Genomic DNA, 20,722 nt, shown 5'->3' with positions numbered 1-20,722 from the left:
AACTACCCTCCTAACCTTAATTTTTCGCTCAGTTGCATTAACATATGAGCCTGTTTTGTTGCGACAACTTGTGAGCGAACAAACGCGACTGCATCCATCATCATTTCGTTGTCTATTAGAATGTTGAGATTGTCGGTTCCGACCTGAATAGATACCGAGTCCGTGGGCAAGGCGCTTAGATTCAGCACATGCTGAATAATCATTTTGCCGCCTGCGGATTTGTAGTTCAGCGTTACACCCGGAGATGAAATCACGCCGAGCAACGTACCTGTTTCTAGATAGAACCCAAGTTCGTTAGCTGAGTATTCAAGATCGCCTTCAAACTTTGCGATCGCTTTTATCTTGCCCGCTCCAATATCGACTGTGTCGTTAAATTCTACTCGCTGTTTTTCGCTGTATAGCCTCGTTTGGTTTGCAATTGGGGTGTAGGATCGATCACCCGCTCCCACGTGCGTTATTTTTATTTGAATGCCTGCCTGTTTAGCAGAAATACACTCAGCAAGACCTTCTTCTGTTATGACTAAACCCAGTGCACTCATAAAATTGCTGTTGCCTCCACGCTTCCAATTGAGTAAACATAAGCGCCTGCTGCTAAGTAGAGCGCTGCCGATGTGTTTGTAATGGATAACTCCGCTTGAATTTCTAGATTATTGATTGAGGTTCCAACTTGAGCAGCGCCACATAATGCAAGCTCTGTTTTTGTTTCTAATTCCCACAGCCGGGCTTCGTGTGAGCTGCTTTTGAAATTTACCGCCGGAGCTATTGCACCAGCTAAGCCCATGTTTTGTTCGACACCATAGGCGAGGGATAGCGTTACTGTGTCTCGCTCTGATTTCGCTTCGTCAATATAAGAAAGTAACTTCTTTGCGTTCGCTACGTTTACGGGGTTATTTCCGTGCTCCCATGCGGTTATTATTTCTAGTGAGTAAGGCTCGGCGCTCTGTTCGTACCAGGGCGTAATCTCACCTTTAAACCCTAGCGATTCTAAAGCCGTTTTGATGCCCTTTTTTGTGCCAGCGAGCCGCCTTACTATCCACGCATCCCGTGCTAATCTTCGTTTTAACTCGTCTGGTGCATCGTCATCCCAAATTGGAACTTGTGCGTCGTGAGCCAAAAACGGAAGCAGTTTATTTGTGGTTGTTTCAGCATTGAGCAAACCTGGAAATGGAGAAGCGTGCTGATAAAGTTGCTCTGCTAATGCAAGCTCTATCGCTCTTTCGAGTGCAGATTTGTTGTCCGGTAAGACACTATAGCTGTGCAGTGACGACGTTGATGTTGATTGACTCAAGATAAGGTACCTCTGAATAGTCGCATTGGATGCTGTCTGTCATATTGAGTTCGACTCTCCGAACACCACCTATCGATGCAAGTGCGGCATACAGCAAGCTGGGTTCAATTTCTCCGCCTAGTCGGTTTTGTTCGTCACCGTATTCTTGAACCGCTTTAATTGCTGCGTCTCTCACAACCTCTCGATCAGGCCCTACTCGTAAATGAATGGTCGCGTCACACGCCCAACGAACAATATTTGCGGCTTGAACGGTTACGAGATCGGTTTCTTGGGCTATATCGTCTCGATCGATTAGATACGCTTTCGTCGCATTAATTAACGCCTGCGATGGTGTGCCGTCACCTTCATGCGCAAGTATTCGAACATCGACCTCGCCCGGAGATGTTTGGCGTGCTTGGGCATCTTTTGTTTGTCCGCCCATTTCATGCTCTTCATAGCGATAGGTTACGACGACTTGACCCGATTCAGAACTTTGAACATCTATCTTAGGGCGACCACCTAAAGTCATAGCGTGATAACGATAGCCGGAGCGAGTGCCTGCACTGGATAACGCAAACACAGCAAGGTAGTAGCGAGTTAAGAGTGCATCATTGGATTCCATTGTTGGAGCAACTGGCGGGAAAGCATTAGGATCGCCTTCATCAATAATCTGCCGCTCAAGTCCTAAGCGACTGACAATCACATCGACCATATCGTCATCGGTGGCATACATGCCAAACATTTGGAGGGCTTGCGCATTTCGCTGTCTATCCGTCGCTTGCATGATGACGGCGAACGCTTCAATGAGCTTGGTTATGATGGCCGCTTCGTTCTCAAACGTTTCTTGTACGCTGTCTGCTATGGATGGATCATGCTCAGCCAAATACGCCAATACGGATTCTTTGATATTAGATAAAACAGCCTCATAAGGGCGAGTTTTAATAATATCTGGAATTGGGAGCTGGTTTTTATGAGGAAACATCGACTAACGCCTCAAAAGTATGCAAGCGACCCCGCCACTCGCCTTCTATGTAGAAAATAAATCCAATCTCGCCCGACTTAACTAAACAGCGTTTTGGGATGAAATCACTGAGCCCATTTTCAGGAATGTAAAACGCGGCTATTGCAGCAGACTGACAACGCACTGCTTCACCGGGCGACATGTTTGCACTCAAAAATTTGGGAACATCTGAACCAAATTCCGGCCTTTTTGCACGCCCGCCAAATGGAGTCGTCAGTACTTGGGTTATACGGCTAACAAGGAAATCGAAATCTGTGATTTCATTTCCCGTTTTTCTATCTATGTCCACTATGTCACCTTATATGTTCCAGATGATGAACCACCCTCAATAACAACTTCCGCATTTGAATTTAAGTGATCGATAATGCCTTTTGAAAACGCTACATAAAAATCATGGCCTGCGGCTTTGTCTGTCGTTGGTTTATACCCTGCTTGCTCTAATGAGTTTTCTATTGATATCGCCATTAATTCGGGAACAAGTGCCATAACTTACCTCGTGTCATTTTGCGGCGTTTACCAGCGTTGAACAGTCAGCGTGAGGTAATCCGGTGATCATGCACTTATGTGCACCGGTTACCACGCCAGCGCCTCCGATTAAGTCAATTTTGGAACCTTCAATTAATACGTTTGCACCAGATTTAACGGTGACATCCCCGCCAGCAGTTAACTCTGTGGTTTCGCCCACTTCGATCGTGGCGGAAGCTCCCACTTCGATATTCAGTTCACCGACGCTCTTAATTGTCATAACTTTGTCTTGTGTGTGATAGGACACGAGCGAGCCATCCGGATAGCATCGCGTTATTAGATTGGTTTCTGTGGTTGGCGCTGGGAATGCATCACTGAATAGCCCCACAAGCGCGACGGTCTGAGCACCTGCATTGCCGCCTCCATAGTTCAAAATCACGCATTGTTCGCCTTCGCTTGGACAGCGGTAATCCGTTGTCGCACCTGCTGCGGCGGCAAACCAACGAATGGAGGGAGTTGTTAGTTCGCCGTGACGAACTTTGATTAACATGCCTGATTCGTGGATGGATTCGACATACCCGAGGCGAACCATGCTCTGCATTCTTCGGCGTAGGTCTTCGGTTTCTGCACTTAATTCTTCAATACGATCAAGATACGACTCAAGCATCTGCCGAACCGTTGCTTCTATTAAATCTCTCATTTGGGCGGATTTTCATTTGTAGCGATGAGTGAGAAGTCACTATCGTGTTTAGGATTAATACCAAGAAAAATGGACTTCAAGGCTCGATCTTCTTCTAGTAACGATTCATCCATCTCAACAACTTGACTGAATTCAACTGTCCAACAGTTAAACCCTTTGTCTCCACGTTTGAAATCACTCGGATAAGCGACAATATTCTCAGGGATACCAATATCCGAAAGCCCCCATCGATTTCTAACGAGCAAACGCTTAACGAAGCTAGCCAGGTTAATGACTTTTAATTCCGATACTTCGACCCTATTGGATAGAATGCAATGCAGGTATACGCCTACTTTCTCTTGATTTGTTCCCGATGCACTGTGTCCCGTTGCTTCATTCAACTCTGGGAAATCTATGAGAATCGCCATCTCTGGCAACGCATCCCATGATTCAATTGAAGTGGCAAATTCTACCAGCGGTATCTGAACCCCTTTGTTAGAGGCTGATGTGTTTAAACCCGCTTTTAAGGCATCGAAGTATTCAAGTATGCTTTTCACTGTAATGCTTCCCGTATCCACTGGGCGAACTTACGATTTAGTTGCCCTTCCAGCTGCCGAATAATGCGTTCCGCTTCGCTAGAGAAGTCGATAGTTTGTTTCTTCAAAGGGTGGCGGCTCGCTCCAAGGCGCTTCCAAATAGCAAATTCTCCGTATACCGTCTCTAAAAATGCGCCTCTAAAGAAGTAGTCGCGCACTTTTACACCGCCCTCTTGTTGACGAGCTGCGCCGATCTTTACCGCCGAGATGGGCAAAATCCCCACCCACAAGCGGGCAGAGTGACCTTTTCTCGACACTCGAATCCGAAAGCGGTTTTTCAAGGCCGTTTTTTTTACTCCTAACTCTTGCGATAAACGCTTAAGGCTTTCTGTTCTAAGCCATGCAACCGCTCTTCGAAGGGCTTTTCTAATCGCACTGGTTAACTTTCGTTTAAGCTCGCCCACAACCTCTAAAGGCATATCCAACTCTAACGAGTAATCAAAGGCCATAATCGCTATTCTCGGTATGAGTCAATTTTTCGGGTGTTTGAGTAGAGAGAATGCACAGTGTTTCACCACTGCCATCGTGCAGAGTGTTTTCGATAAAGAAGGTTTCATTTGCGATTCTGCAATGCCAGTCCTCAATTTCTTGCAGCGGCGACGGGATTGAAAGCAGCTTCTCAGTCGTTTTGAATTCGACATTGGAATGTCGCCCTTTGAGCCCGTTAAGTTTTTCAAGAAGCTCTGGGTTATCGAATATTCCCGACGTCTCGAAGCTTTCCTCTGCGCTATAAACAAAAACGGGCGTTCCGACCTTTCGGAACACCCGCTTATTTGCGCGGTTTAACGCCTTATCGAAAGACATTAACCCTTCTTACCCTTAAACAACATCTTGGGGCGGCGTGGATAGAAAAGCGGATAGCTATAACATTCCAGCTCGACAAACTGCTGACGTTTATCATCCAATAGTTGCAGTGAATAAAACTCTTCACCCAATTTACCAATATCAGCAAAGGATTCCCCCGGTGCTAAAGCCATTTCAAAGACATTGGCGTTTTTACCAGCCGGGAAAATATGACATTTATCAACATTAACAGCGATTTCCGAGTTATCGTCCGTACCTACGTAGTTGACCCACTTCACACCTGCGAAATCCAGTTCAAAGTCTGTTCCGGGGGCTCTAAGCTCGTGGCCCGCTTGTTGAACTTTGTACGTTTCTCGTACTTCAGAGTTACTGATCAAATCATCCCAAAATGCGTCTCCACAAATCGCTCGAATTTCAGAGTATCGAGCCCCTTTTGCACTTCGTCTCATTTGACGAATTACTTTTTCGGTAATTAACTTACGTAGATCGCCGTCTTTCTTATTCGCTAGATCAAAGTTAATTTCAGTATTTGCACTGATATCAAACTCACTAAAGTAGTCGTAGATAACGGACCCATCTGCGTCAACTAACTTACCTTGCACGGATGCTAAGCGCATATTTTCATGCGTTGCGACGATGTCCTCTTTCACGCTCATCATACGGCGAGCAAATTCTAATTGAACTTCGGTAATTGCATCCGTTAGACCTAATGCTCTAACGAAAGCCAATTCCGATGCCGTGATTTTATCGGCTTGAGCAACACGGACCGCATTCAAATTTCTGATTTTACGGTCACCCTTCTCTTTTTGCGGAAGAGGTTCTCCGCGCAATGAGACAGGTACAACAGAGAGAGATTCACTCTTTGTCTCAATCGCGATCACATCACTACGCACTGGATTTCGACGGAAAATACCTAACTGCCCCAAATAATCTGGAGCGACTTCTACTTCGTTGATCGCTTCTGTCATGGAAGCGACAGAGAATGCATCATCGTTAAAAATATCGACTAGTTCAGCCATGTTAGCTCCTTAAACTACTTTGATGCCATTCACTGCCAATTTTGCAATGGCAGCGGTTTTTTGGGCGTCTGAAATACCTTCAGGCCAAACGAGGTCTGAAGCTCGAGCGGCAGTTAATGCAGTGGAAAGCACACCTTCAACATCTCCAGAAGATGCATCCACAGCGTCAAACAAGATGGCAGATGCATTTTCGGCGCCGTCCGTCACGGTTGGATCTAGCTGTTTAAACTTAGAAGAAGCAGACACTTTCCCCATGACCGTACAAGCACTGTATTTACCCGCTGTAATGACTTTCTTATCACGACTTAAATATTGGCCGACTTCTTCGACAATATATTGCCCCGCGCCAGGCGCTTTCGTTTTGGTAACCATTGTTAACCCTCTTTAATAAACGTTTGCAGTGGCTTAGCGCTTCACTGCGGAAATGGCACGAGACCATGAGTTTTTGATGTTTTCATTGTTTTGCTTGTTTTGCGTTAAGTCTTTAGGGCCACCTGAATCAATGTCTTCATCCATTTCCGCCTTGGTTTCAGATACGGCGATACGCAGCAACTCCGCCGGATTATTCATGTTCTGTATGAGGTTTTGAGTCACAGTATTTAGGCCAGCAGTTGCACAGATATTTTGAATATCATTCGCTGTCGTAAGACGACTCTGTACATCTGTGATTGAAAGATTCTGAGTCACAAAATCAGACGCGAGGAAAGATAGATTCTTGTCGTGACACATTTTGATGATTTGAACCGCATCATTATCACTTCCATTCACTGGTGGAGAGTTTTGTGCGCTCACAGCGCCCTTAAGGCTATTAAGTACTTCTGATTTAACTTGTTCACGACTTGCTAGATTGCAATTGAGAACAGGCGCTTCTGTTACAATAATTTCATCAACAAAGCCTTTCAAAACCGCTTCTTCCGCTGTCATCAACGTTTCTTGATCAAGCATTTCCCACAATGTGGCGCCTTCAATACCTGTTCTTTCTGCATAGAGCCGTAACAAACCAGATTTCAGAATATCCAGCTTATCAGCCATCGCACGGAAGTCGTTCGCGTTGCCCTGCATTCCCGTTAGGGGGTTGTGAATCATCATAAATGAAGCTGGGTAAGCTCTAAGCTTTCCAGCAGAAGCACCCATCGCAATAGCAGAACCCGCGCTGGACGCTTCACTAAGGATCTCAATAATTACTTCGGCTTTATGCCCTTTTAGAAAGTTCGCAATAGCAAGGCCGTCGAAGAAGTTGCCGCCCGGTGTGGCGAGAGAAACACGAATTTCATCCAAGTCACCCATGCTTTGAACCGCTTGAATAAACTCACTTGCGGCCACGGCATCGGGATCAAAAAAACTCCCGCCTACGGTGCCATGAATATTAATGGTCACTGAGCGAGGTTTATCGCCTGCCCCGCCTGTTAAGTTGAGGATTTCATACCATTTCATTATTGAACCCTATAAATAAGAAACCCCGCTAAGATGCGGGGTTTGTGAGGTAGTTTTCGACTTTCTGCAAAAAGCCTAAATCGTCTTCGGTAATACCAAGCTCCTTGGCTTTCTGAACTTTTCGCAGGAGCTTTTTCAGATTGGTTGTTTCAATTTCTTCCGGGTCTTGCCCTTTGCGAGCCACTTCCAGATCGGTTGATGTTAGATCATGCTTTTGCGCTTTGATCTTCGCATTTACATCTTGCTCTGGGTGGATGTAATCCCACCCTTGTGGTCTGTAATCTGCCTTGAAATATTGTTCGGGGCTTGCTGAGTAAAAGGGTGCATCCAGCTTTCCAGAAAAGACGCAGGCTTCGATAAACCACTTCCAGTCCTTCATACAAATCTGATAAACCAACAACTGATCTTGAATCGCTTCAATCTGTCGGTAATATTGCTGCATGATGATTCGAACCAGACGATCGTTCACTTGTGACCAGTCACCTGTTAAAAGCTCATAAGGTTGGTTATAAGACAGCGCCAAGCTAATGCACTGCCAACGCATGTAATCAGAGTAACCTTGCCCCGCATCATCACCATTGAAAAGGGTCAGATCGTCTCCGGGGAAACCATTTAAGACCGTTCCCGCCTGAACACTGACGTTCGGTATTTCATTCGTAGAATCTGGGTGGATTTCTTCGCCGGTTATCGGGTCAAACTGCCAATGCTTATCTTCTTCATAATGAGAGTAATCAACGGCACGCTTCATAAATCCCGTATAAGGCGCTCTCTGCTCTTTTCGTACTAGCTCTGCATCATCGTAAGAGTTAAAGGTGATTGCCTTAATCAACCCAGAAGTTCCATCTGGTGTACCGCGCCTTTGTCCTGGTCGCGTTGGTAAGTAATGATGAATAACGTCCTTTGCTCTTACACGAACATAGTCAGAAAGGTTTATGCTGAACTCGCCATCATGTGGATGTTCTCGGTAAAAGTAATAGGCTAATCGCCTTCCCTTTCTATCGAACTCAATGCCTTCACGAATCTTCCGTCCATTTCTAAGATCTTGATTTAGCTCTATTGGACAAAAACAGGATTCTAAGATTTGATTTTGATACGGAGCCGGAAGTCCATCGCTAAGCGAGCGATAGCGTTTACGGATGAAAACCTCTCCCTGAGTTCTTCTCGCTCTAACAGCCTGTGTTAACTGACCGTGCCAGTTAATTACAAGCTCAGGATCAGAGTATTGAACTCTCTGTTGCCATAGCTCATTCGCCGCAATATTAAATTGCTCATCACTTGTTTTGGCGCGAATCGCCACGCCTGAACCCACTTCATTGACAACATTCTTTTCAATGCCGCTGAACACCAAAGGCATGTTTCTATGACCTGCCAATGTGCGATCGCGTAATGAACCTTGATCAGGCGCAACCGTTTTATTGGGCCCTAATCTTGGAGAATGCAGACTGGCCGCGCGCTTACCGCGAGTCGCCCCTTCATAGGATAGATTTGCGACACTGGATAGCGGATTTCCTCGATGGTCAACAATCACTAGAAACCTCTGTTTACAGACGTGGTAACAGCATGAAGTGGACGTGAACGCCGTTTCTTACGCTGGAGGCGTTTCTCAATCCTTTCTAACTCGTCAATGCTGCGGTATTCAATTTCTCGGTCACCCTTACGAACCCGCTTTTCGCCACCACTGATAACCTCGTCAACATCTGTCAATTGCTCATCTATTTTTGTTGTCATGCTATCTGAATCCTACTTCTGCGCTCTCGCTTGGTTTTATGCGCTTTTTCAAGCTGATTGGGCCGTATTATGAAAGGATTTTCTTCTATAGGTTTTGCGTAAACAGGTGGTAATTCCCAGTCAACGGTATGTGCTCTCAACTGATAAATAGCCGCCCATCCATAATAGAATTGGTCAAATGCTTCGTTCGCCTTCTTGCCAGGTTTGGTCCAGCGGCCATCTACACCGCGGATTTCATATGTCAGCTCGTCATAAAAGCTCTCAGGCAACCAGTCGGGGAAATAACAGTATTTCGCGCCCGGCTCATCTCGACCTATTGAGGAGTTATTGACGATATCTTTAAAGCGGTTGGAATTTAGTAGAAGCAAGGGGATATCACCCCGTGCTCTGGCTTTTCTATGCTTCTTCTTTGAGTTATCCGGGTAACTCACTCGAATATAATCAGACTCAAGCTTCTTACCGTCACCTTTTAGTAACCAAAACTTTTCATGCATTTTTAGCTTTTTTAGGCGGCGATAGTACTCGTAGGCATTATCCGTTACACCATCTTCACCACCACTATCACAAAGCGTAATAGTTATAGGCATTCGCAAGTCAGGATGGTCTTCAATCTGATAAGACTGGTTAATTACGCGATCCGTAATCAGATCCCAATCTTCCGAATATTTTGCAGGGTCAACGCGCTTTTCTTGACCGTCTTCAACACGATTACTTTTCACGATTTCAAATCGATCAATAACCGTGTGTTGCAGGCCTTCCCCCCAACCTAAGACCATCACAGAGAAACGACTCTTCTTACCGTTTTGCACGTCTATCTGCGCCGTTAAGAAGCGAACCCATTTAGGAACTAACAATTGCTCAAGGGGGACAACGCGTTCTTTCAGTTCTTCAGCTTTACCTTTCGCCTGAAGGCTCATCGGTGTATATGGCCTACCCTGATCCACATTGACCGTGGTTCTTAACTGCTTTTCACTGCCCGTTTTGTCATAGTCTCTTTTTGCGGATAGATGGAGATAAACCAACTCTTCCCACGTCTGAAAGTTTGCCGCTGGCCCTTCCATCCAGAAAGACGCTAAAGGCGAATCGATCATTTCACCGGTGATCTCACCATCGCGCGAAATCTCACAACCACCAGGAACCCAACGCGCCTTTTGTATCAGTTCAAACTTGTGTTGAGGCTTAATATCATTGGAGCCACAATGCGGACAAAACGCCGTTACGTTTCTTGCCGCCTTTCGAATATTGGTTTCATTTTCATCAAACCTTAGATACTCAAACTTTGCAGGAAAAAATTCACCACAATCAAGGCAAGCCCAATAGAGCTGCCTTCTGTCACCCGTATTGTATAGAGACAAAATCCCGAGTGAGGCTGGCGCTTCGTGATGTTGAAGGTTCTTATCTCCATCTGGCATCACCTCATAACCGGGGCTGCTTTCACACACAGCCATTCCCAAACTCTGATACGTTTGGATACGTTTAAACGCCAAGCCCCAACCAGAACCTTCACCGCCTACATCAAGCGGCCATCGATCGTAATCTGTTAAGAAAACAAAACGATAATCAGACGACGCTAGAATGGTTTTCGAAGGATGACCAATACGAAGATAATTACCCGCCTTAAAAATCTTTTCTGTCACGTTATTGTCGTGAGTGCGAGGGCTTAGACAGTCGGCGAGTATTGGGGAATTCTCCAACATGGGAGTAATTCGCTTCTTACCAAACTCTGCCGCTTTGACTTGCGACATCTGAGCGACCAACATGTCGCTAGGGTCAACAGCCACCCCATAACCTACACCACCATCGATAAGTGCTTGGGTTTTACCTGATCGGGCTGGACCTACAAATATCAGCCCCTTCTTTTTCCGAGAAGAGATAATATCCATGGGCTCGACCATATAGGGCGCGGTTTCAATGTCCCAGTAATCCCAATTCCCTGATGGCGTTTTTGTCTTGACGTACTGAGCGACGGCTTCCGATACTGCTAACCTAGTCGGTGGTTTAATTAAAAGCGCCGTGTCTCGTTTTAAACTATTTGCGGATGCATACACTATTCGAGATCACCACCGTTATTAACCACAGACAGATACATATTTTCTCTAATGCTATCGACTTGCTTTTGAACAATCTCAGCTTGATCCGCATTGAGACCCGCTTTTCGTTCCAATAAATCAGGTAGGCTGTCCAGTGGGTTTACAATTGCTTTTGCAAACTCGGCGTACCCTCTCGCCACTTCATCTGCAGGAACCAACTCACCACAATTTATCTCAAAATTGACTCTGGCATTTTCAGAGTCAAACCAAGCTTTCCGTTCGCCCGGTGTCATCGTATCGGGATTAATAACACTTTCATTTACGATCAGTTCAGAAATGATGGCCGGAGCTGCCACATTCATATGATAGTAAGCAGTATTTCCCTTCACTGTATGAGCAGATACCTCAGCTTTCCTCAATCGTTTCCTTACCGTGTCACGATGCAAACTAAACGCTTCTGCAAGCTCAGTAATATTAAAAACATATTTAGAACTCATAGTAGATTTTTAGGCAGCACCGTCAGTATGAAAGTCTTTTAATTCAGATAGTTAAGAAAGGTAGTGCTGACGATCCCTTTTTTTGCGAAAAATACGCAAAGAACGCAGGGACGGCTGCCGCCTCGCGTACATTCCAGAACGCCAGGGTCCCAGACCTTTTTGGAGCAAAAATGCACCAAAACTATGCATTCAATGCCTTTTTTACTTCCTCGACTAGCTTATCGTCGAGAGTATTCGTGGTCTTTTTTGTCAGGAATTCGGCCACATGTAGAAATACGGAAATTAACACCTTTTCCGTAACCAATTTAGTGAGTAATGTCTTCAAAATAGCTAATAAAATTGTGCTCATACGTATTGCTCCTTATCGATTCCATATAACTCATACGGGAAGTGGTTAATGAACTCGTCAACAGTCCCCGCGCCTTTAAACGTGTTGTAATGATCTTTCCAGTATTCACCTAAAGCCTTGATATTATTGGCTTCTGGCAATGTTTGAGGTTTACGCCAGTAATGAACACGGCACATTGCGACCGCATACTTGAGGTTGGTAATTAACTCTGTGTCATCAGGAACACCACACACTTCAAACACATCGTCGGCTTCTGCTGAGAGCAATGCTCGTAGATCTACCGTTAATCGCTTTGTATAACGTACGAAATTACGCCAAATATCGGCGTGTGTGGCGGGTTCCATCTGGATCAAACCCAGTGCGGGGCCTTTTCCGAGTTGCTTTAAGTACGTTCCACGCGACTCTTGAGCAATCGTCCCCATTACAAGCTGCTCCGCTGCTAGGCTGTACATTCCTAGGTTTGAAAGCGTTGGAACGACCACAAGGTCACGTAACTGCGCAAGGTCTAAGCTCATGAGAGGCCTCGTTTAAAACGGTTAATAAATAGTTTGATTGCTTCGTCGCCCATCAGACCTGCGACACCTGCCATAAAGCCAGTAAGTGGGCCTCCCATATTCATGGAAGTACATAAAAAATACGTCAACATCCCTAAGAAACCACCTGTAAACACGGCGATAAGCATATGAATTAATGAGAATTTTTTAGCTTTATGCTGAAAATCACGGAGGTATTTCACAGCGCCACCCAGCACACCGACCACCACAAATACTGCCGTTTGAAGAAGCTCATCCGGTAGGTACTTCATACAGTGCGTCCAGTCCAGAAACGAAAAAGCCCCGCAATTCGCGAGGCTAGAAATGAAAAAGCCCAACACATTGGCTGGGCTTAAATGATTTGCGTGCCGCTCAGATACAATCTTCACAGCTTGAGGAAACTTTAACGTCTAATTCCCGAGGTCGCAAGCGTTACGCGCGAGATTTTAAAATGTCGTTCTCTTCTTATGAAAGCGACATTTTGTATATAAAGCCTTGTGTTTATTGGGCTAGAGCAAAGCGGTTTCACAACTCAATGGCGGCATGTTGGCGGCAAAACACATATCTTTTTTGATGGATATGTTTAGTTTAGGCATAAAAAAACCACCCGAAGGTGGTCTAGATTTTACTAATACTTCAATGATACCCTTTTCCGAAACATACCATACAAGCCTCTTCACGCCGCTTTTGAACCATCCTTGCCCCTGATAAGTTATTTTCAGGCTCTGTATATGTTTTCCAAACCTTCCCAGTACCAGCACAATTCATACACGCAATCGGCTTTTTTTGAGCGCTGCCAGAATTTTTTGAATGGGTACTGTTAGATTTCGCTGACCCTGAATTAGTTAAAGCATTAATAATTACAACGACTACAATAAAAACGATTATTAATTCCATCTGAATCCCTCCGCAAATAAAAAAAGAAAAACGATCAAACCGCAATTTAAGATTAGACTAAAAATCACTCAACATCTTACGATTAGCAGCGACATTTAGAAAAATTTCACCCCCTCACCTCACCCTAGGCAAGTCCTCCCACCTAGTCGTATAAGCCGGTGATAGATGGTCGCGTTTCATTGACCATTGTGGTGTCGTGCCTTGGGCGGCGAAGAAGACGTTACCAAGGCCGCTGTGGTTGATTCGGTCAACCACTTCCATTAGATGTTTTGCATTGTCGCGTTGAGCGTTAGATCGAAATAAATCAGCCTGAAAGGTGCCGTGTTCGTAAAAGTCGCTAAGCATTACGCCTGCTTTTGCGTAACGAAACCCCGCTTTGAAAATTCGCCGAAAGAGAACATCGGTGGCTTCTAGCAGGTCTCTCGTATCGTCCGTCGGGTTTGGAAGTTCAACGCTTAACGAATTGGAATATCGAGGATCATTCGGGTTAAACACACCTGTCCGAATAAACACCTGTACCACTCTTGCGAGCCGCTTCTCCCCTCTTAGCTTTTCCGCCGCGCGGGTCGTGTATTTGGCAATGGCTTCTCGTAGCTCGGCTTTATCCGTTATTCGGTTCCCAAACGAGCGACTGCATACAATCTGCTTTTTAGTGGGGGCCACGCTTTCAAGCTCAAGACACGACACGCCATTCAATTCACGGATCGTGCGCTCCAACACAACGGAGAACTCACTTCGTAAAGATTTAGGGTCGCTGTCTGCGAGATCCAACGCAGTGTAAATGCCTAGCGCTCTCAACTTCTCAGAGATTCGACGACCGACACCCCACACGTCTCCAACCTCCACCAATGCCATGAGTTTTCTTTGTCGCTCTGCATTCATTAAATCCACCACGCCACCCGTCGCGGTGTACTTTTTGGCGGCATGGTTAGCAAGCTTGGCAAGTGTTTTAGTGGGCGCAATGCCGATACCAACCGTAATGCCTGTCCATGTATCAATCTTATGTTTTACACGACGAGCAAAGGCTTCGTAATCTATCGCGGTTTCAATGCCTGATAAATCCATAAACGCCTCATCAATCGAATACACCTCAACGCGGGGCGCCTCCTCTTCTAATAGCGTCATTACCCTATTTGATAGATCCGCATAAAGCGCATAATTCGACGAGAAACAGACAATACCGTGCTTTTCGATCTCGTCTCGAATCTTAAAGACGGGCACGCCCATTTTAATACCGAGCGCTTTTACCTCTTTTGAGCGCGCGACAATGCAGCCGTCATTATTCGACAACACCGCAACGGGTTTGTATTTTAGATCTGGGCGGAACAGCTTTTCACAGCTTGCATAGAAGTTATTGCAATCAACCAACGCAAAGACCGTACTCATCGTTCTATCTTACGCACGACACCAGTGACAACACCAAACACCTCTAAACCGCTTTCTTCCGAGATAGGGATAACAGGGTACGCTTTATTACGTGGTCGCAACGCGACAGCAGGCATTAACTCCAATACCTTAACAGTCATTTCCCCATGCACACACGCAATAACGATGTCGCCATGTTTAGACGTTAGCGAGCGATCGACCACCAGAACATCCCCGCAATGAATCCCCGCTTCTATCATCGAATCCCCCTGAGCACGTACAAAAAACGTTGCACTGGGGTGTTGAATGCACAGCTCGTTTAAATCAAGCGTACGCTCAACAAAATCCTGCGCTGGAGACGGAAACCCGGCAGACACAGACTCGACATAAAGCGGGATCTGCATCTTGTTCGAAGACAAAAAAGCCGACGATTCCGCCGACCCAAGGTAAGTCACACGCATAGCAAGCACCATATACTGTATATTTATACAGTATAGCGATAACTATCACATTCGCTCAAGAAAAAGTTGTGTTATATCCCATCACCAAAACCCCGTCCTGTTGCGGTTTTCACACGTTCGATGGTTTGGTCGACCCATGCGGGGTTGGTTTGGATTCTGGCGAGTTGTTGTTGGTAGTTTCGGATGGTTTGGATCATGGCCATGATGTCGGTGGCGGAGACGACGGCGATGCTTTCGGTAATGCCTAAAGATTTGGCAACGTCGTTAATGAGTTTGAGTTTTTCGTCGTCTTGGATTGGGGCGGGTAAGCTTTGTTGAATGGGTTCTGGCGGTTGTTCTGTTTGGGCTTGATCGAAGGCGCGAATTACTTCTAGATTGAACTTCGGGCTGATCCACATGGCGTAAGCATAAACCAGTTCTTTGCAGACCCAAGTGCCACCGCTTCTACCCTGATTTTTATTTACCGCTAAACTATGCGAATTAGCATAGTTATCAATTTCAGCTATTAATTCTTTTGTTTGTTGGTTTCTTAGGAACTGAGCGGGTAAATGGCGCGATTCTGAGCCAGACGCTTTATGAAGATCATTAAGGGAATACAATCCGTCGAGTGTGCGGATGTCTTTTGAAGCAATCATTAAGTGAGCCATCATTGGCCTCCTACGGTCGAAGTTTGACCACCCTAAAGAGGTACTAATCTCTATTAAGGTGGTGGATCTAAATCAGGTTAGTACTACCGCCCGTAGGAACGGCCTAGCCGAAGCTAGCCCAAAATAGACCCACCATAACAGGCGGATTTCGGCCACAAAAAAACACGCGGTGCGTGTCTTAGGCCGCTACGGTTAAACGGGGTACTAATCCCGACACTGGATTTTGCCAGTGCAGGGTAATGTTAGTATTAGCTTGAATGCATTTCAAGCATTAAGCCCTTTAATTTAATAAGTGCTATATTAAACGCCATAAAATTTAATACGACGATTACAATGCAAAAACAGTCAGAAAAGGTGTGAAAAGTATGTTCAAGGATGCTAGTTGGTGGGTGTGCAGTTTTTTTATTGGGTTATTTTGCTACATGCTAGGGGCTGTCGGAGGAGACATTGCTCTATCCCACATTGCTAGTTTCGCAGGCATTGTTGCCGGATGCGCCACCGCCTTCGCGGCATTTTTTGCTTATAAATCTTTCAGCACTTGGGAAGAGAGAACAAAAAAACAGCATTTCTTAGAGAATAAAACAGCCGCTATTAAAGAGCTTAGCCTTTGCTATGAAATGCATATTTCGGAGCTATTTGTGTATCTTGACGAGCTATATCACTTTAAAAAATACATACGTCAAAATAGAACCCATGATGAAGGGCATAGCAAAAAGGAAGACGATACTAAAAGAAAACTTCAGAAAGTTAATGAAAGTTGGGCCAGATATAAATCTTCTTTAATTTTCACGCAATCATTCTATACAGAAACGATACTGAATGGCTATCAACCTAATGACCTAATTAGCCTTCAAAAAAGTGTATGTAAAATTGCCAAAGATGGTGGTTCTTGGGATGGAGAGCTGAGGAATTTTGCAAATGAAGGAACCAAAAAAATCTTAGCATTGTATAATAACCAAGACTAGACCACATCGTCCAACTTGCCTGTGATTCCCAAAACTAAGGTCTCAATCTCAATAGAGGTGGTGGGTCAAATAACAGGTTGAGACTACCGCCCAAAGGTACGGCCTAGCCGAAGCTAGCCTGATACCGACCCACCATACAGGCGGATTCCGGCCACAAAAAAACACGCGGAGCGTGTTCTAGGCCGCTACGGTTAAACGGGTACTAATCCCGACACTGGATTTTGCCAGTGCAAGGTAATGGTAGATCAGGACGATGGCACGATCAATACACTTAAGATTTAATATCTGTAATATTAAATAACAACCCCACCTCTTGCCTTCACGATGAAAATTTAGCGAATAATCAAGACCCACTCAATCACAAAAACATATTATTGAAAGCGATTCCTTAATATTTTAACTAGGTTAAAATCAGATTCTGTATAGTTAACTTGATATTGACAAAGCTCGTACACAGACTTTTTCTTCTTTAATTTTTTATTAGGACTTAATATTTCACTATCTTCAAAGTTAAAAGATGATGGTGATTGACAAATATGAATTTTTCTTTTCATAAACTCCCCCTATCTCTACCCCATTATATTATAAAGGCACTGAGACAGCTCTATTTATTTTCTTTTAATGACTCTGTTTCAAAGTTATTTAAAGGGATATATTCCCAGTCAAGCGCTTGTGAAAACGCGGGAAAAACCTTCTTTAAGGATATTAAATATTTAATAATATTAATGCCTTTTTCGTCCAAAATTTCTATAGCACAACTGATATCACTATGATCACTACTTTCCCCTCCCATTGAGTAGACTAAATAATCTAAATAGCAAGTCCTTTTCATATTGCTTCGATTCACTGTATTGAAATGATAATCAGGGTATTCCGACATCAAAATTATCTTTTTTTTCTGATGCGACACATCAATCAAGTTTACGGACTCAATTGGAATATCGCCTGGATACCTATGACCGTCTGGTCGAGTTGAGAAAACACAGCGATAAACCCCATCATCTTCAATACGCAACCTCACAGACAGATAAGTAGAATTCTGTGGTAGTAAACATTTATTAAAGCTCGTGGTTATCAAGCTAATACGTTCAGCGTGAAGGCAGTTTAGTTTGCGGCCAAATTCACCTCTATTTAACCAAAAGCCTTTCTTAAGTTTTGCAAACTTTTCGCTGTAATCGGCATTAATATTATTAGCCTGCGAAATAAAACAACAAAGACTAAAATCTATTTTTTCGAACAAAGTTAGCTCCTCATTGCTCTTAGAGCAATTAAAGAAAGTATATCGAGCACTTTCAAGAGACAGTAAATAGTTTCGAGGCAAGTCGTCTGGCTCTGGGATAAGGCGACATTCCTCCTTTTGATTTCTGGTAAAGTAGGAAGGCGAATTCTCTGTAAGTGGCTCAAAGGGATAGCCAAAGACCTCGTCCTGCTTTGGAGTAAAACAGGACGGTTGCTCATCATTCTGTGAATTTGTTAAGCAAGGTTCCGAAATGTTCTGATGTTTATTCTTCCGCTTGTAGTTGTACACACTATATTTACGACATAAACAATTAGTAATCCATGCTGATGCCATAGCATATAACAAGTAGCATAGTAACATACCTGCGAAGTCAAGATCGGATAAAACAAGTGCAATTGAGGCTTTACTAAATTTACTAACTTCACTGACTTCACTGACTTCACTGACTTCACTGACTTCACTAACTTCACTTAGTTCACTAACTTCACTTAGTTCACTAACTTCACTACTATCCTTATTGTACATATTAAGAAAGTTCAGCGTCACAAAAATTAAAGTTGGTAATAGAAAGACACTTGATTTTAAAAGAAGAATATTTGTAGAGTGAGAGTTATTAAGTTTGAAATAACTACGTACAAATATAGTAAAAATTATTGGGAGAAACAAAAAGAAATAATTATTTTCTAGTAAATTACCATAGCTATTAAAAAGTACAATATCCATGAACATCCCCAAAAGAATAAATGAACCTCAAAATTCAATATCTCTCACTACAATGTTAGAATACGTCTGTTTCCATGCATTTTGTTAGTTTAATATTGGCTCATTGTTTTAGATTGTCAAACCCAAAAGAGAAGTCATTACATTAAATAACACTACATACACAAAATACATCCCCCCACTCTCCCAACGCCCTTTTCATCTGTTCTCTGGAATGGGCGTGCATGTACCGTTTATCCAACCCATCCCGTTCGTGGTTGAGTAGCATTTCCCCTATTACCCAGTCGATGCCCATGTCTTGCCAGCAGTCACGGGCGAGTTTGCGTATGTCGTGGCTAGTGAATTTGATGCCGACTTCGTCGCTTAGGCTTTGATACCAACGCTCTAAAGTGCGTATGGCATAGGGTTTGTCGCCGTTGGAAGAGAAGATATAGTCGCCGCGCTTTGGCAGTGTGTGTATGAGGTCGTAAGCGTGTTGGGTGATCGGGAGCCGGTGCTCGGTGTTGTTCTTGGTGTTTTCTTCGGGAATGCTCCATTCCAATGGCGCGTTGGAAAATTGCTTCCACTCTGCGAGCGATGTCTCCCCTATTCGGGTTGCGTGGAGCAGTTGCGTCATGAAGAACACGCGCTTTTGTGTCGGCTGGCCGTTTATGGCTTTTATCAATGCCTTTAAGTCGTGAGGTTTCAGTTTGCCGGGCTTGGCTTCGGGCTGTGTGGTGGTGAAGCTGCTAAAGGTGATGTCTGCAATCGGGTTTCTGGCAATCAACCCTAGTTCGTATGCGCGGGCGAATGCGGTTTTTAATACACTTATTACACCTTTTATCGTTGAAAGCGCGTAATCGGCCTGCATAGGCATGTAGAGCGTTCTGTATAAGCGTGTTTTGTTTAACTCGCTTAGGGTCGCCTCTGAGAGCTTAGCAAGCAAGTGATTGCCAATGTAGCTCGACGCGGTAGAAACGTATGAGACGGAGTACGTTTTGTCGGCATCGATATGTTGCATAAACCACATGAGCACTTCTCCCGCTGTATGATACGTAGAGACGGCAAGGCGCGCTTTACGATCGGCCAACGCATTGGCACGGATCGCGGGTAACTCTTGAAACAAACTCGCGGCGGTGATCGCTGGCCATTTGGCAAGCTTGGTACGTTGGCGCTTTTTCCCTTTGTATACGACATCGTAAAAGGTGCCACCCGTGCGGGCGGCATTGATGTGGAATTCGACTCGGCGGGAGTCGTAGAGGTATCGCACCTCTTTTTTAAACGCCGCTCGAATCGATGCGTCGGTTATTTTCTTCGTTACAGCTTTGGTCATGCAATCGCTTTCAGCTCGTCCTCTGAGAGTCTTGATTGCAACTCTTCTTCTAACGTTGCCAAAAAGCGCTTTCTACCTTCTGAGACGTTGTTCGCGAACGTCTTTTCAGACGGCACGGTATGCGCTGGGCCTAGCCTGAGTTCTGCGGCGAAGGTGGGCAGGGTTGCTGCTATACGGGCGTTTGAGAGCGGTCGTCCTTTTATTGTTCGTCGCCCTTCTGCAAGTACTGCGGCAAATAAGCAAAGCTTTTGCATGCGTGACAGGTCACGAAAGAGCCAACTGAACCCTTTGTCTTTTACTGACAGGGCTTTTATATGGCGGATCATTGCGGCGTTGCTGTCACCGCCACCACTAAAGGTCGGGGAAACGCCAAACATCAAGGATTCACAAATGCGCCCTGTGTTGCCGACCCCTTTCCATCCTGCGTCGGCTGTGCTCGATATGAGGTACGTTACGTGGTCGTTTATGATCCGCCATGAGAGCGAACCGAGTGTGTTTAGTTTGTCTTTGTCTTTCCAACGCATGGGTTATATCCGTATTGTTGGGCGACGGCTAGGCACTGATATTGAAGCTTTGCTTTTACAACATCCTCGTGTGCCTTGCTCATTAACGCTTTCCAAGTTGTATCGACATCCTGTTGCGATACGGCGTGTGTTAGTTGCTTTACTCTGATTCGGGGTTTGTGTTCCATCG

28 protein-coding genes are annotated in these 20,722 nt (G+C 44.8%); 1 reads left to right on the top strand and 27 read right to left on the bottom strand.

The features are described from left to right. Nucleotides 1-2: 2 nt before the first annotated feature. The 23 genes from MARME_RS09320 to MARME_RS09215 all read right to left on the bottom strand — a co-directional run bounded on the left by MARME_RS09320 (nucleotide 3) and on the right by MARME_RS09215 (nucleotide 15,795). Complete coding sequence (locus MARME_RS09320; RefSeq protein ID WP_013661010.1) at nucleotides 3-539, bottom strand: phage tail protein; 537 nt, start codon at nucleotides 537-539, stop codon at nucleotides 3-5. Further along, nucleotides 536-1,288: a phage tail protein I gene (locus MARME_RS21420; RefSeq protein WP_013661009.1), complete on the bottom strand. Its 753-nt coding sequence runs from the start codon at nucleotides 1,286-1,288 to the stop codon at nucleotides 536-538. Before MARME_RS21420 ends, MARME_RS09320 begins: the two co-directional genes overlap by 4 nt. Further along, nucleotides 1,248-2,249: a baseplate J/gp47 family protein gene (locus MARME_RS09310; RefSeq protein WP_013661008.1), complete on the bottom strand. Its 1,002-nt coding sequence runs from the start codon at nucleotides 2,247-2,249 to the stop codon at nucleotides 1,248-1,250. Before MARME_RS09310 ends, MARME_RS21420 begins: the two co-directional genes overlap by 41 nt. Further along, nucleotides 2,236-2,577 carry a hypothetical protein gene (locus MARME_RS09305; protein ID WP_013661007.1) on the bottom strand — a complete coding sequence of 114 codons (342 nt, stop codon included), beginning with the start codon at nucleotides 2,575-2,577 and terminating at the stop codon, nucleotides 2,236-2,238. Before MARME_RS09305 ends, MARME_RS09310 begins: the two co-directional genes overlap by 14 nt. Then, on the bottom strand, nucleotides 2,577-2,774 hold the full coding sequence (locus MARME_RS09300) for a hypothetical protein (protein ID WP_013661006.1): 198 nt from the start codon (nucleotides 2,772-2,774) through the stop codon (nucleotides 2,577-2,579). Before MARME_RS09300 ends, MARME_RS09305 begins: the two co-directional genes overlap by 1 nt. A gap of 13 nt (nucleotides 2,775-2,787) precedes the next feature. After that, nucleotides 2,788-3,453 (bottom strand): phage baseplate assembly protein V, encoded by a 666-nt coding sequence (locus MARME_RS21415; RefSeq protein ID WP_013661005.1) that lies wholly within the window; start codon nucleotides 3,451-3,453, stop codon nucleotides 2,788-2,790. Further along, complete coding sequence (locus tag MARME_RS09290; RefSeq protein WP_013661004.1) at nucleotides 3,450-3,989, bottom strand: hypothetical protein; 540 nt, start codon at nucleotides 3,987-3,989, stop codon at nucleotides 3,450-3,452. The genes MARME_RS21415 and MARME_RS09290 overlap by 4 nt, the downstream gene beginning before the upstream one ends. Next, nucleotides 3,986-4,477, bottom strand: coding sequence for a phage tail protein (locus MARME_RS09285; RefSeq protein ID WP_013661003.1), 492 nt, complete (start codon nucleotides 4,475-4,477; stop codon nucleotides 3,986-3,988). Before MARME_RS09285 ends, MARME_RS09290 begins: the two co-directional genes overlap by 4 nt. Then, nucleotides 4,467-4,832, bottom strand: a complete 366-nt coding sequence (locus MARME_RS09280) for a hypothetical protein (RefSeq protein ID WP_013661002.1) — start codon at nucleotides 4,830-4,832, stop codon at nucleotides 4,467-4,469. The genes MARME_RS09285 and MARME_RS09280 overlap by 11 nt, the downstream gene beginning before the upstream one ends. Beyond that, complete coding sequence (locus MARME_RS09275; protein ID WP_013661001.1) at nucleotides 4,832-5,851, bottom strand: major capsid protein; 1,020 nt, start codon at nucleotides 5,849-5,851, stop codon at nucleotides 4,832-4,834. Before MARME_RS09275 ends, MARME_RS09280 begins: the two co-directional genes overlap by 1 nt. Nucleotides 5,852-5,860: 9 nt before the next feature. Beyond that, nucleotides 5,861-6,223 (bottom strand): head decoration protein, encoded by a 363-nt coding sequence (locus MARME_RS09270; RefSeq protein WP_013661000.1) that lies wholly within the window; start codon nucleotides 6,221-6,223, stop codon nucleotides 5,861-5,863. Nucleotides 6,224-6,256: 33 nt separating this feature from the next. Beyond that, the gene (locus MARME_RS09265; RefSeq protein ID WP_013660999.1) at nucleotides 6,257-7,285 is read right to left on the bottom strand and encodes a head maturation protease, ClpP-related; all 1,029 of its coding nucleotides are present in this window, start codon (nucleotides 7,283-7,285) and stop codon (nucleotides 6,257-6,259) included. A 28-nt stretch (nucleotides 7,286-7,313) separates the two neighbouring features. Then, entirely contained in the window at nucleotides 7,314-8,813 is a 1,500-nt protein-coding gene (locus MARME_RS09260) for a phage portal protein (RefSeq protein ID WP_013660998.1), read from the bottom strand. Next, a complete protein-coding gene (locus tag MARME_RS09255; RefSeq protein ID WP_013660997.1) occupies nucleotides 8,813-9,013 on the bottom strand; it encodes a phage head-tail joining protein in 201 nt (66 codons plus the stop codon). Before MARME_RS09255 ends, MARME_RS09260 begins: the two co-directional genes overlap by 1 nt. Further along, nucleotides 9,010-11,061 carry a phage terminase large subunit family protein gene (locus MARME_RS09250; RefSeq protein ID WP_013660996.1) on the bottom strand — a complete coding sequence of 684 codons (2,052 nt, stop codon included), beginning with the start codon at nucleotides 11,059-11,061 and terminating at the stop codon, nucleotides 9,010-9,012. The genes MARME_RS09255 and MARME_RS09250 overlap by 4 nt, the downstream gene beginning before the upstream one ends. Further along, complete coding sequence (locus tag MARME_RS09245; protein WP_013660995.1) at nucleotides 11,061-11,540, bottom strand: DUF1441 family protein; 480 nt, start codon at nucleotides 11,538-11,540, stop codon at nucleotides 11,061-11,063. Before MARME_RS09245 ends, MARME_RS09250 begins: the two co-directional genes overlap by 1 nt. Nucleotides 11,541-11,721: 181 nt before the next feature. Continuing rightward, nucleotides 11,722-11,889, bottom strand: coding sequence for a hypothetical protein (locus MARME_RS22280; RefSeq protein ID WP_013660994.1), 168 nt, complete (start codon nucleotides 11,887-11,889; stop codon nucleotides 11,722-11,724). Then, a complete protein-coding gene (locus tag MARME_RS09240) occupies nucleotides 11,886-12,404 on the bottom strand; it encodes a hypothetical protein (protein WP_013660993.1) in 519 nt (172 codons plus the stop codon). Before MARME_RS09240 ends, MARME_RS22280 begins: the two co-directional genes overlap by 4 nt. Beyond that, entirely contained in the window at nucleotides 12,401-12,694 is a 294-nt protein-coding gene (locus MARME_RS09235; RefSeq protein ID WP_013660992.1) for a phage holin family protein, read from the bottom strand. The genes MARME_RS09240 and MARME_RS09235 overlap by 4 nt, the downstream gene beginning before the upstream one ends. A 364-nt stretch (nucleotides 12,695-13,058) precedes the next feature. Continuing rightward, nucleotides 13,059-13,319: a hypothetical protein gene (locus MARME_RS09230; RefSeq protein WP_013660991.1), complete on the bottom strand. Its 261-nt coding sequence runs from the start codon at nucleotides 13,317-13,319 to the stop codon at nucleotides 13,059-13,061. A 114-nt stretch (nucleotides 13,320-13,433) separates the two neighbouring features. After that, a complete protein-coding gene (gene umuC, locus MARME_RS09225) occupies nucleotides 13,434-14,705 on the bottom strand; it encodes a translesion error-prone DNA polymerase V subunit UmuC (RefSeq protein WP_013660990.1) in 1,272 nt (423 codons plus the stop codon). After that, nucleotides 14,702-15,145, bottom strand: a complete 444-nt coding sequence (gene umuD, locus MARME_RS09220) for a translesion error-prone DNA polymerase V autoproteolytic subunit (RefSeq protein WP_041647849.1) — start codon at nucleotides 15,143-15,145, stop codon at nucleotides 14,702-14,704. Before umuD ends, umuC begins: the two co-directional genes overlap by 4 nt. Before the next feature lie 71 nt (nucleotides 15,146-15,216). Continuing rightward, nucleotides 15,217-15,795, bottom strand: coding sequence for a KilA-N domain-containing protein (locus MARME_RS09215; RefSeq protein ID WP_223295021.1), 579 nt, complete (start codon nucleotides 15,793-15,795; stop codon nucleotides 15,217-15,219). A gap of 362 nt (nucleotides 15,796-16,157) precedes the next feature. Here MARME_RS09215 and MARME_RS09210 point away from each other — a divergent pair, with 362 nt between their 5' ends. After that, nucleotides 16,158-16,757 carry a hypothetical protein gene (locus tag MARME_RS09210; protein WP_013660987.1) on the top strand — a complete coding sequence of 200 codons (600 nt, stop codon included), beginning with the start codon at nucleotides 16,158-16,160 and terminating at the stop codon, nucleotides 16,755-16,757. 604 nt (nucleotides 16,758-17,361) lie between these two features. Here MARME_RS09210 and MARME_RS21410 read toward each other — a convergent pair. The 4 genes from MARME_RS21410 to MARME_RS09185 all read right to left on the bottom strand — a co-directional run bounded on the left by MARME_RS21410 (nucleotide 17,362) and on the right by MARME_RS09185 (nucleotide 20,720). Next, nucleotides 17,362-18,720, bottom strand: coding sequence for a hypothetical protein (locus tag MARME_RS21410; protein WP_013660985.1), 1,359 nt, complete (start codon nucleotides 18,718-18,720; stop codon nucleotides 17,362-17,364). Nucleotides 18,721-18,862: 142 nt separating this feature from the next. Beyond that, a complete protein-coding gene (locus MARME_RS09195) occupies nucleotides 18,863-20,029 on the bottom strand; it encodes a site-specific integrase (protein WP_013660984.1) in 1,167 nt (388 codons plus the stop codon). Next, a complete protein-coding gene (locus MARME_RS09190; RefSeq protein ID WP_013660983.1) occupies nucleotides 20,026-20,553 on the bottom strand; it encodes a hypothetical protein in 528 nt (175 codons plus the stop codon). The genes MARME_RS09195 and MARME_RS09190 overlap by 4 nt, the downstream gene beginning before the upstream one ends. Then, entirely contained in the window at nucleotides 20,526-20,720 is a 195-nt protein-coding gene (locus MARME_RS09185) for a hypothetical protein (RefSeq protein WP_013660982.1), read from the bottom strand. Before MARME_RS09185 ends, MARME_RS09190 begins: the two co-directional genes overlap by 28 nt. Nucleotides 20,721-20,722 lie beyond the last annotated feature (2 nt).

The sequence above is a fragment of the Marinomonas mediterranea MMB-1 genome (genome assembly GCF_000192865.1).
In the GTDB taxonomy this organism is placed as follows: Bacteria; Pseudomonadota; Gammaproteobacteria; order Pseudomonadales; family Marinomonadaceae; genus Marinomonas; species Marinomonas mediterranea.
The sequence above is the reverse complement of the archived record's forward strand: the minus strand, read 5'-3'. Positions and strand labels throughout refer to the sequence as shown.

What these genes read in the sequence shown, in the direction of transcription:
- MARME_RS09255 (WP_013660997.1), bottom strand. Translation starts at nt 9,013, where the DNA reads ATGACAACAAAAATAGATGAGCAATTGACAGATGTTGACGAGGTTATC.
- MARME_RS09300 (WP_013661006.1), bottom strand. Translation starts at nt 2,774, where the DNA reads ATGGCACTTGTTCCCGAATTAATGGCGATATCAATAGAAAACTCATTA.
- MARME_RS09230 (WP_013660991.1), bottom strand. Translation starts at nt 13,319, where the DNA reads ATGGAATTAATAATCGTTTTTATTGTAGTCGTTGTAATTATTAATGCT.
- umuD (WP_041647849.1), bottom strand. Translation starts at nt 15,145, where the DNA reads ATGCGTGTGACTTACCTTGGGTCGGCGGAATCGTCGGCTTTTTTGTCT.
- MARME_RS09210 (WP_013660987.1), top strand. Translation starts at nt 16,158, where the DNA reads ATGTTCAAGGATGCTAGTTGGTGGGTGTGCAGTTTTTTTATTGGGTTA.
- MARME_RS09185 (WP_013660982.1), bottom strand. Translation starts at nt 20,720, where the DNA reads ATGGAACACAAACCCCGAATCAGAGTAAAGCAACTAACACACGCCGTA.
- MARME_RS21410 (WP_013660985.1), bottom strand. Translation starts at nt 18,720, where the DNA reads ATGGATATTGTACTTTTTAATAGCTATGGTAATTTACTAGAAAATAAT.
- MARME_RS09215 (WP_223295021.1), bottom strand. Translation starts at nt 15,795, where the DNA reads ATGATGGCTCACTTAATGATTGCTTCAAAAGACATCCGCACACTCGAC.
- MARME_RS09320 (WP_013661010.1), bottom strand. Translation starts at nt 539, where the DNA reads ATGAGTGCACTGGGTTTAGTCATAACAGAAGAAGGTCTTGCTGAGTGT.
- MARME_RS09275 (WP_013661001.1), bottom strand. Translation starts at nt 5,851, where the DNA reads ATGGCTGAACTAGTCGATATTTTTAACGATGATGCATTCTCTGTCGCT.
- MARME_RS22280 (WP_013660994.1), bottom strand. Translation starts at nt 11,889, where the DNA reads ATGAGCACAATTTTATTAGCTATTTTGAAGACATTACTCACTAAATTG.
- MARME_RS09235 (WP_013660992.1), bottom strand. Translation starts at nt 12,694, where the DNA reads ATGAAGTACCTACCGGATGAGCTTCTTCAAACGGCAGTATTTGTGGTG.
- MARME_RS09265 (WP_013660999.1), bottom strand. Translation starts at nt 7,285, where the DNA reads ATGAAATGGTATGAAATCCTCAACTTAACAGGCGGGGCAGGCGATAAA.
- MARME_RS09270 (WP_013661000.1), bottom strand. Translation starts at nt 6,223, where the DNA reads ATGGTTACCAAAACGAAAGCGCCTGGCGCGGGGCAATATATTGTCGAA.
- umuC (WP_013660990.1), bottom strand. Translation starts at nt 14,705, where the DNA reads ATGAGTACGGTCTTTGCGTTGGTTGATTGCAATAACTTCTATGCAAGC.
- MARME_RS21415 (WP_013661005.1), bottom strand. Translation starts at nt 3,453, where the DNA reads ATGAGAGATTTAATAGAAGCAACGGTTCGGCAGATGCTTGAGTCGTAT.
- MARME_RS09190 (WP_013660983.1), bottom strand. Translation starts at nt 20,553, where the DNA reads ATGCGTTGGAAAGACAAAGACAAACTAAACACACTCGGTTCGCTCTCA.
- MARME_RS09280 (WP_013661002.1), bottom strand. Translation starts at nt 4,832, where the DNA reads ATGTCTTTCGATAAGGCGTTAAACCGCGCAAATAAGCGGGTGTTCCGA.
- MARME_RS09310 (WP_013661008.1), bottom strand. Translation starts at nt 2,249, where the DNA reads ATGTTTCCTCATAAAAACCAGCTCCCAATTCCAGATATTATTAAAACT.
- MARME_RS09245 (WP_013660995.1), bottom strand. Translation starts at nt 11,540, where the DNA reads ATGAGTTCTAAATATGTTTTTAATATTACTGAGCTTGCAGAAGCGTTT.
- MARME_RS09240 (WP_013660993.1), bottom strand. Translation starts at nt 12,404, where the DNA reads ATGAGCTTAGACCTTGCGCAGTTACGTGACCTTGTGGTCGTTCCAACG.
- MARME_RS09195 (WP_013660984.1), bottom strand. Translation starts at nt 20,029, where the DNA reads ATGACCAAAGCTGTAACGAAGAAAATAACCGACGCATCGATTCGAGCG.
- MARME_RS09285 (WP_013661003.1), bottom strand. Translation starts at nt 4,477, where the DNA reads ATGGCCTTTGATTACTCGTTAGAGTTGGATATGCCTTTAGAGGTTGTG.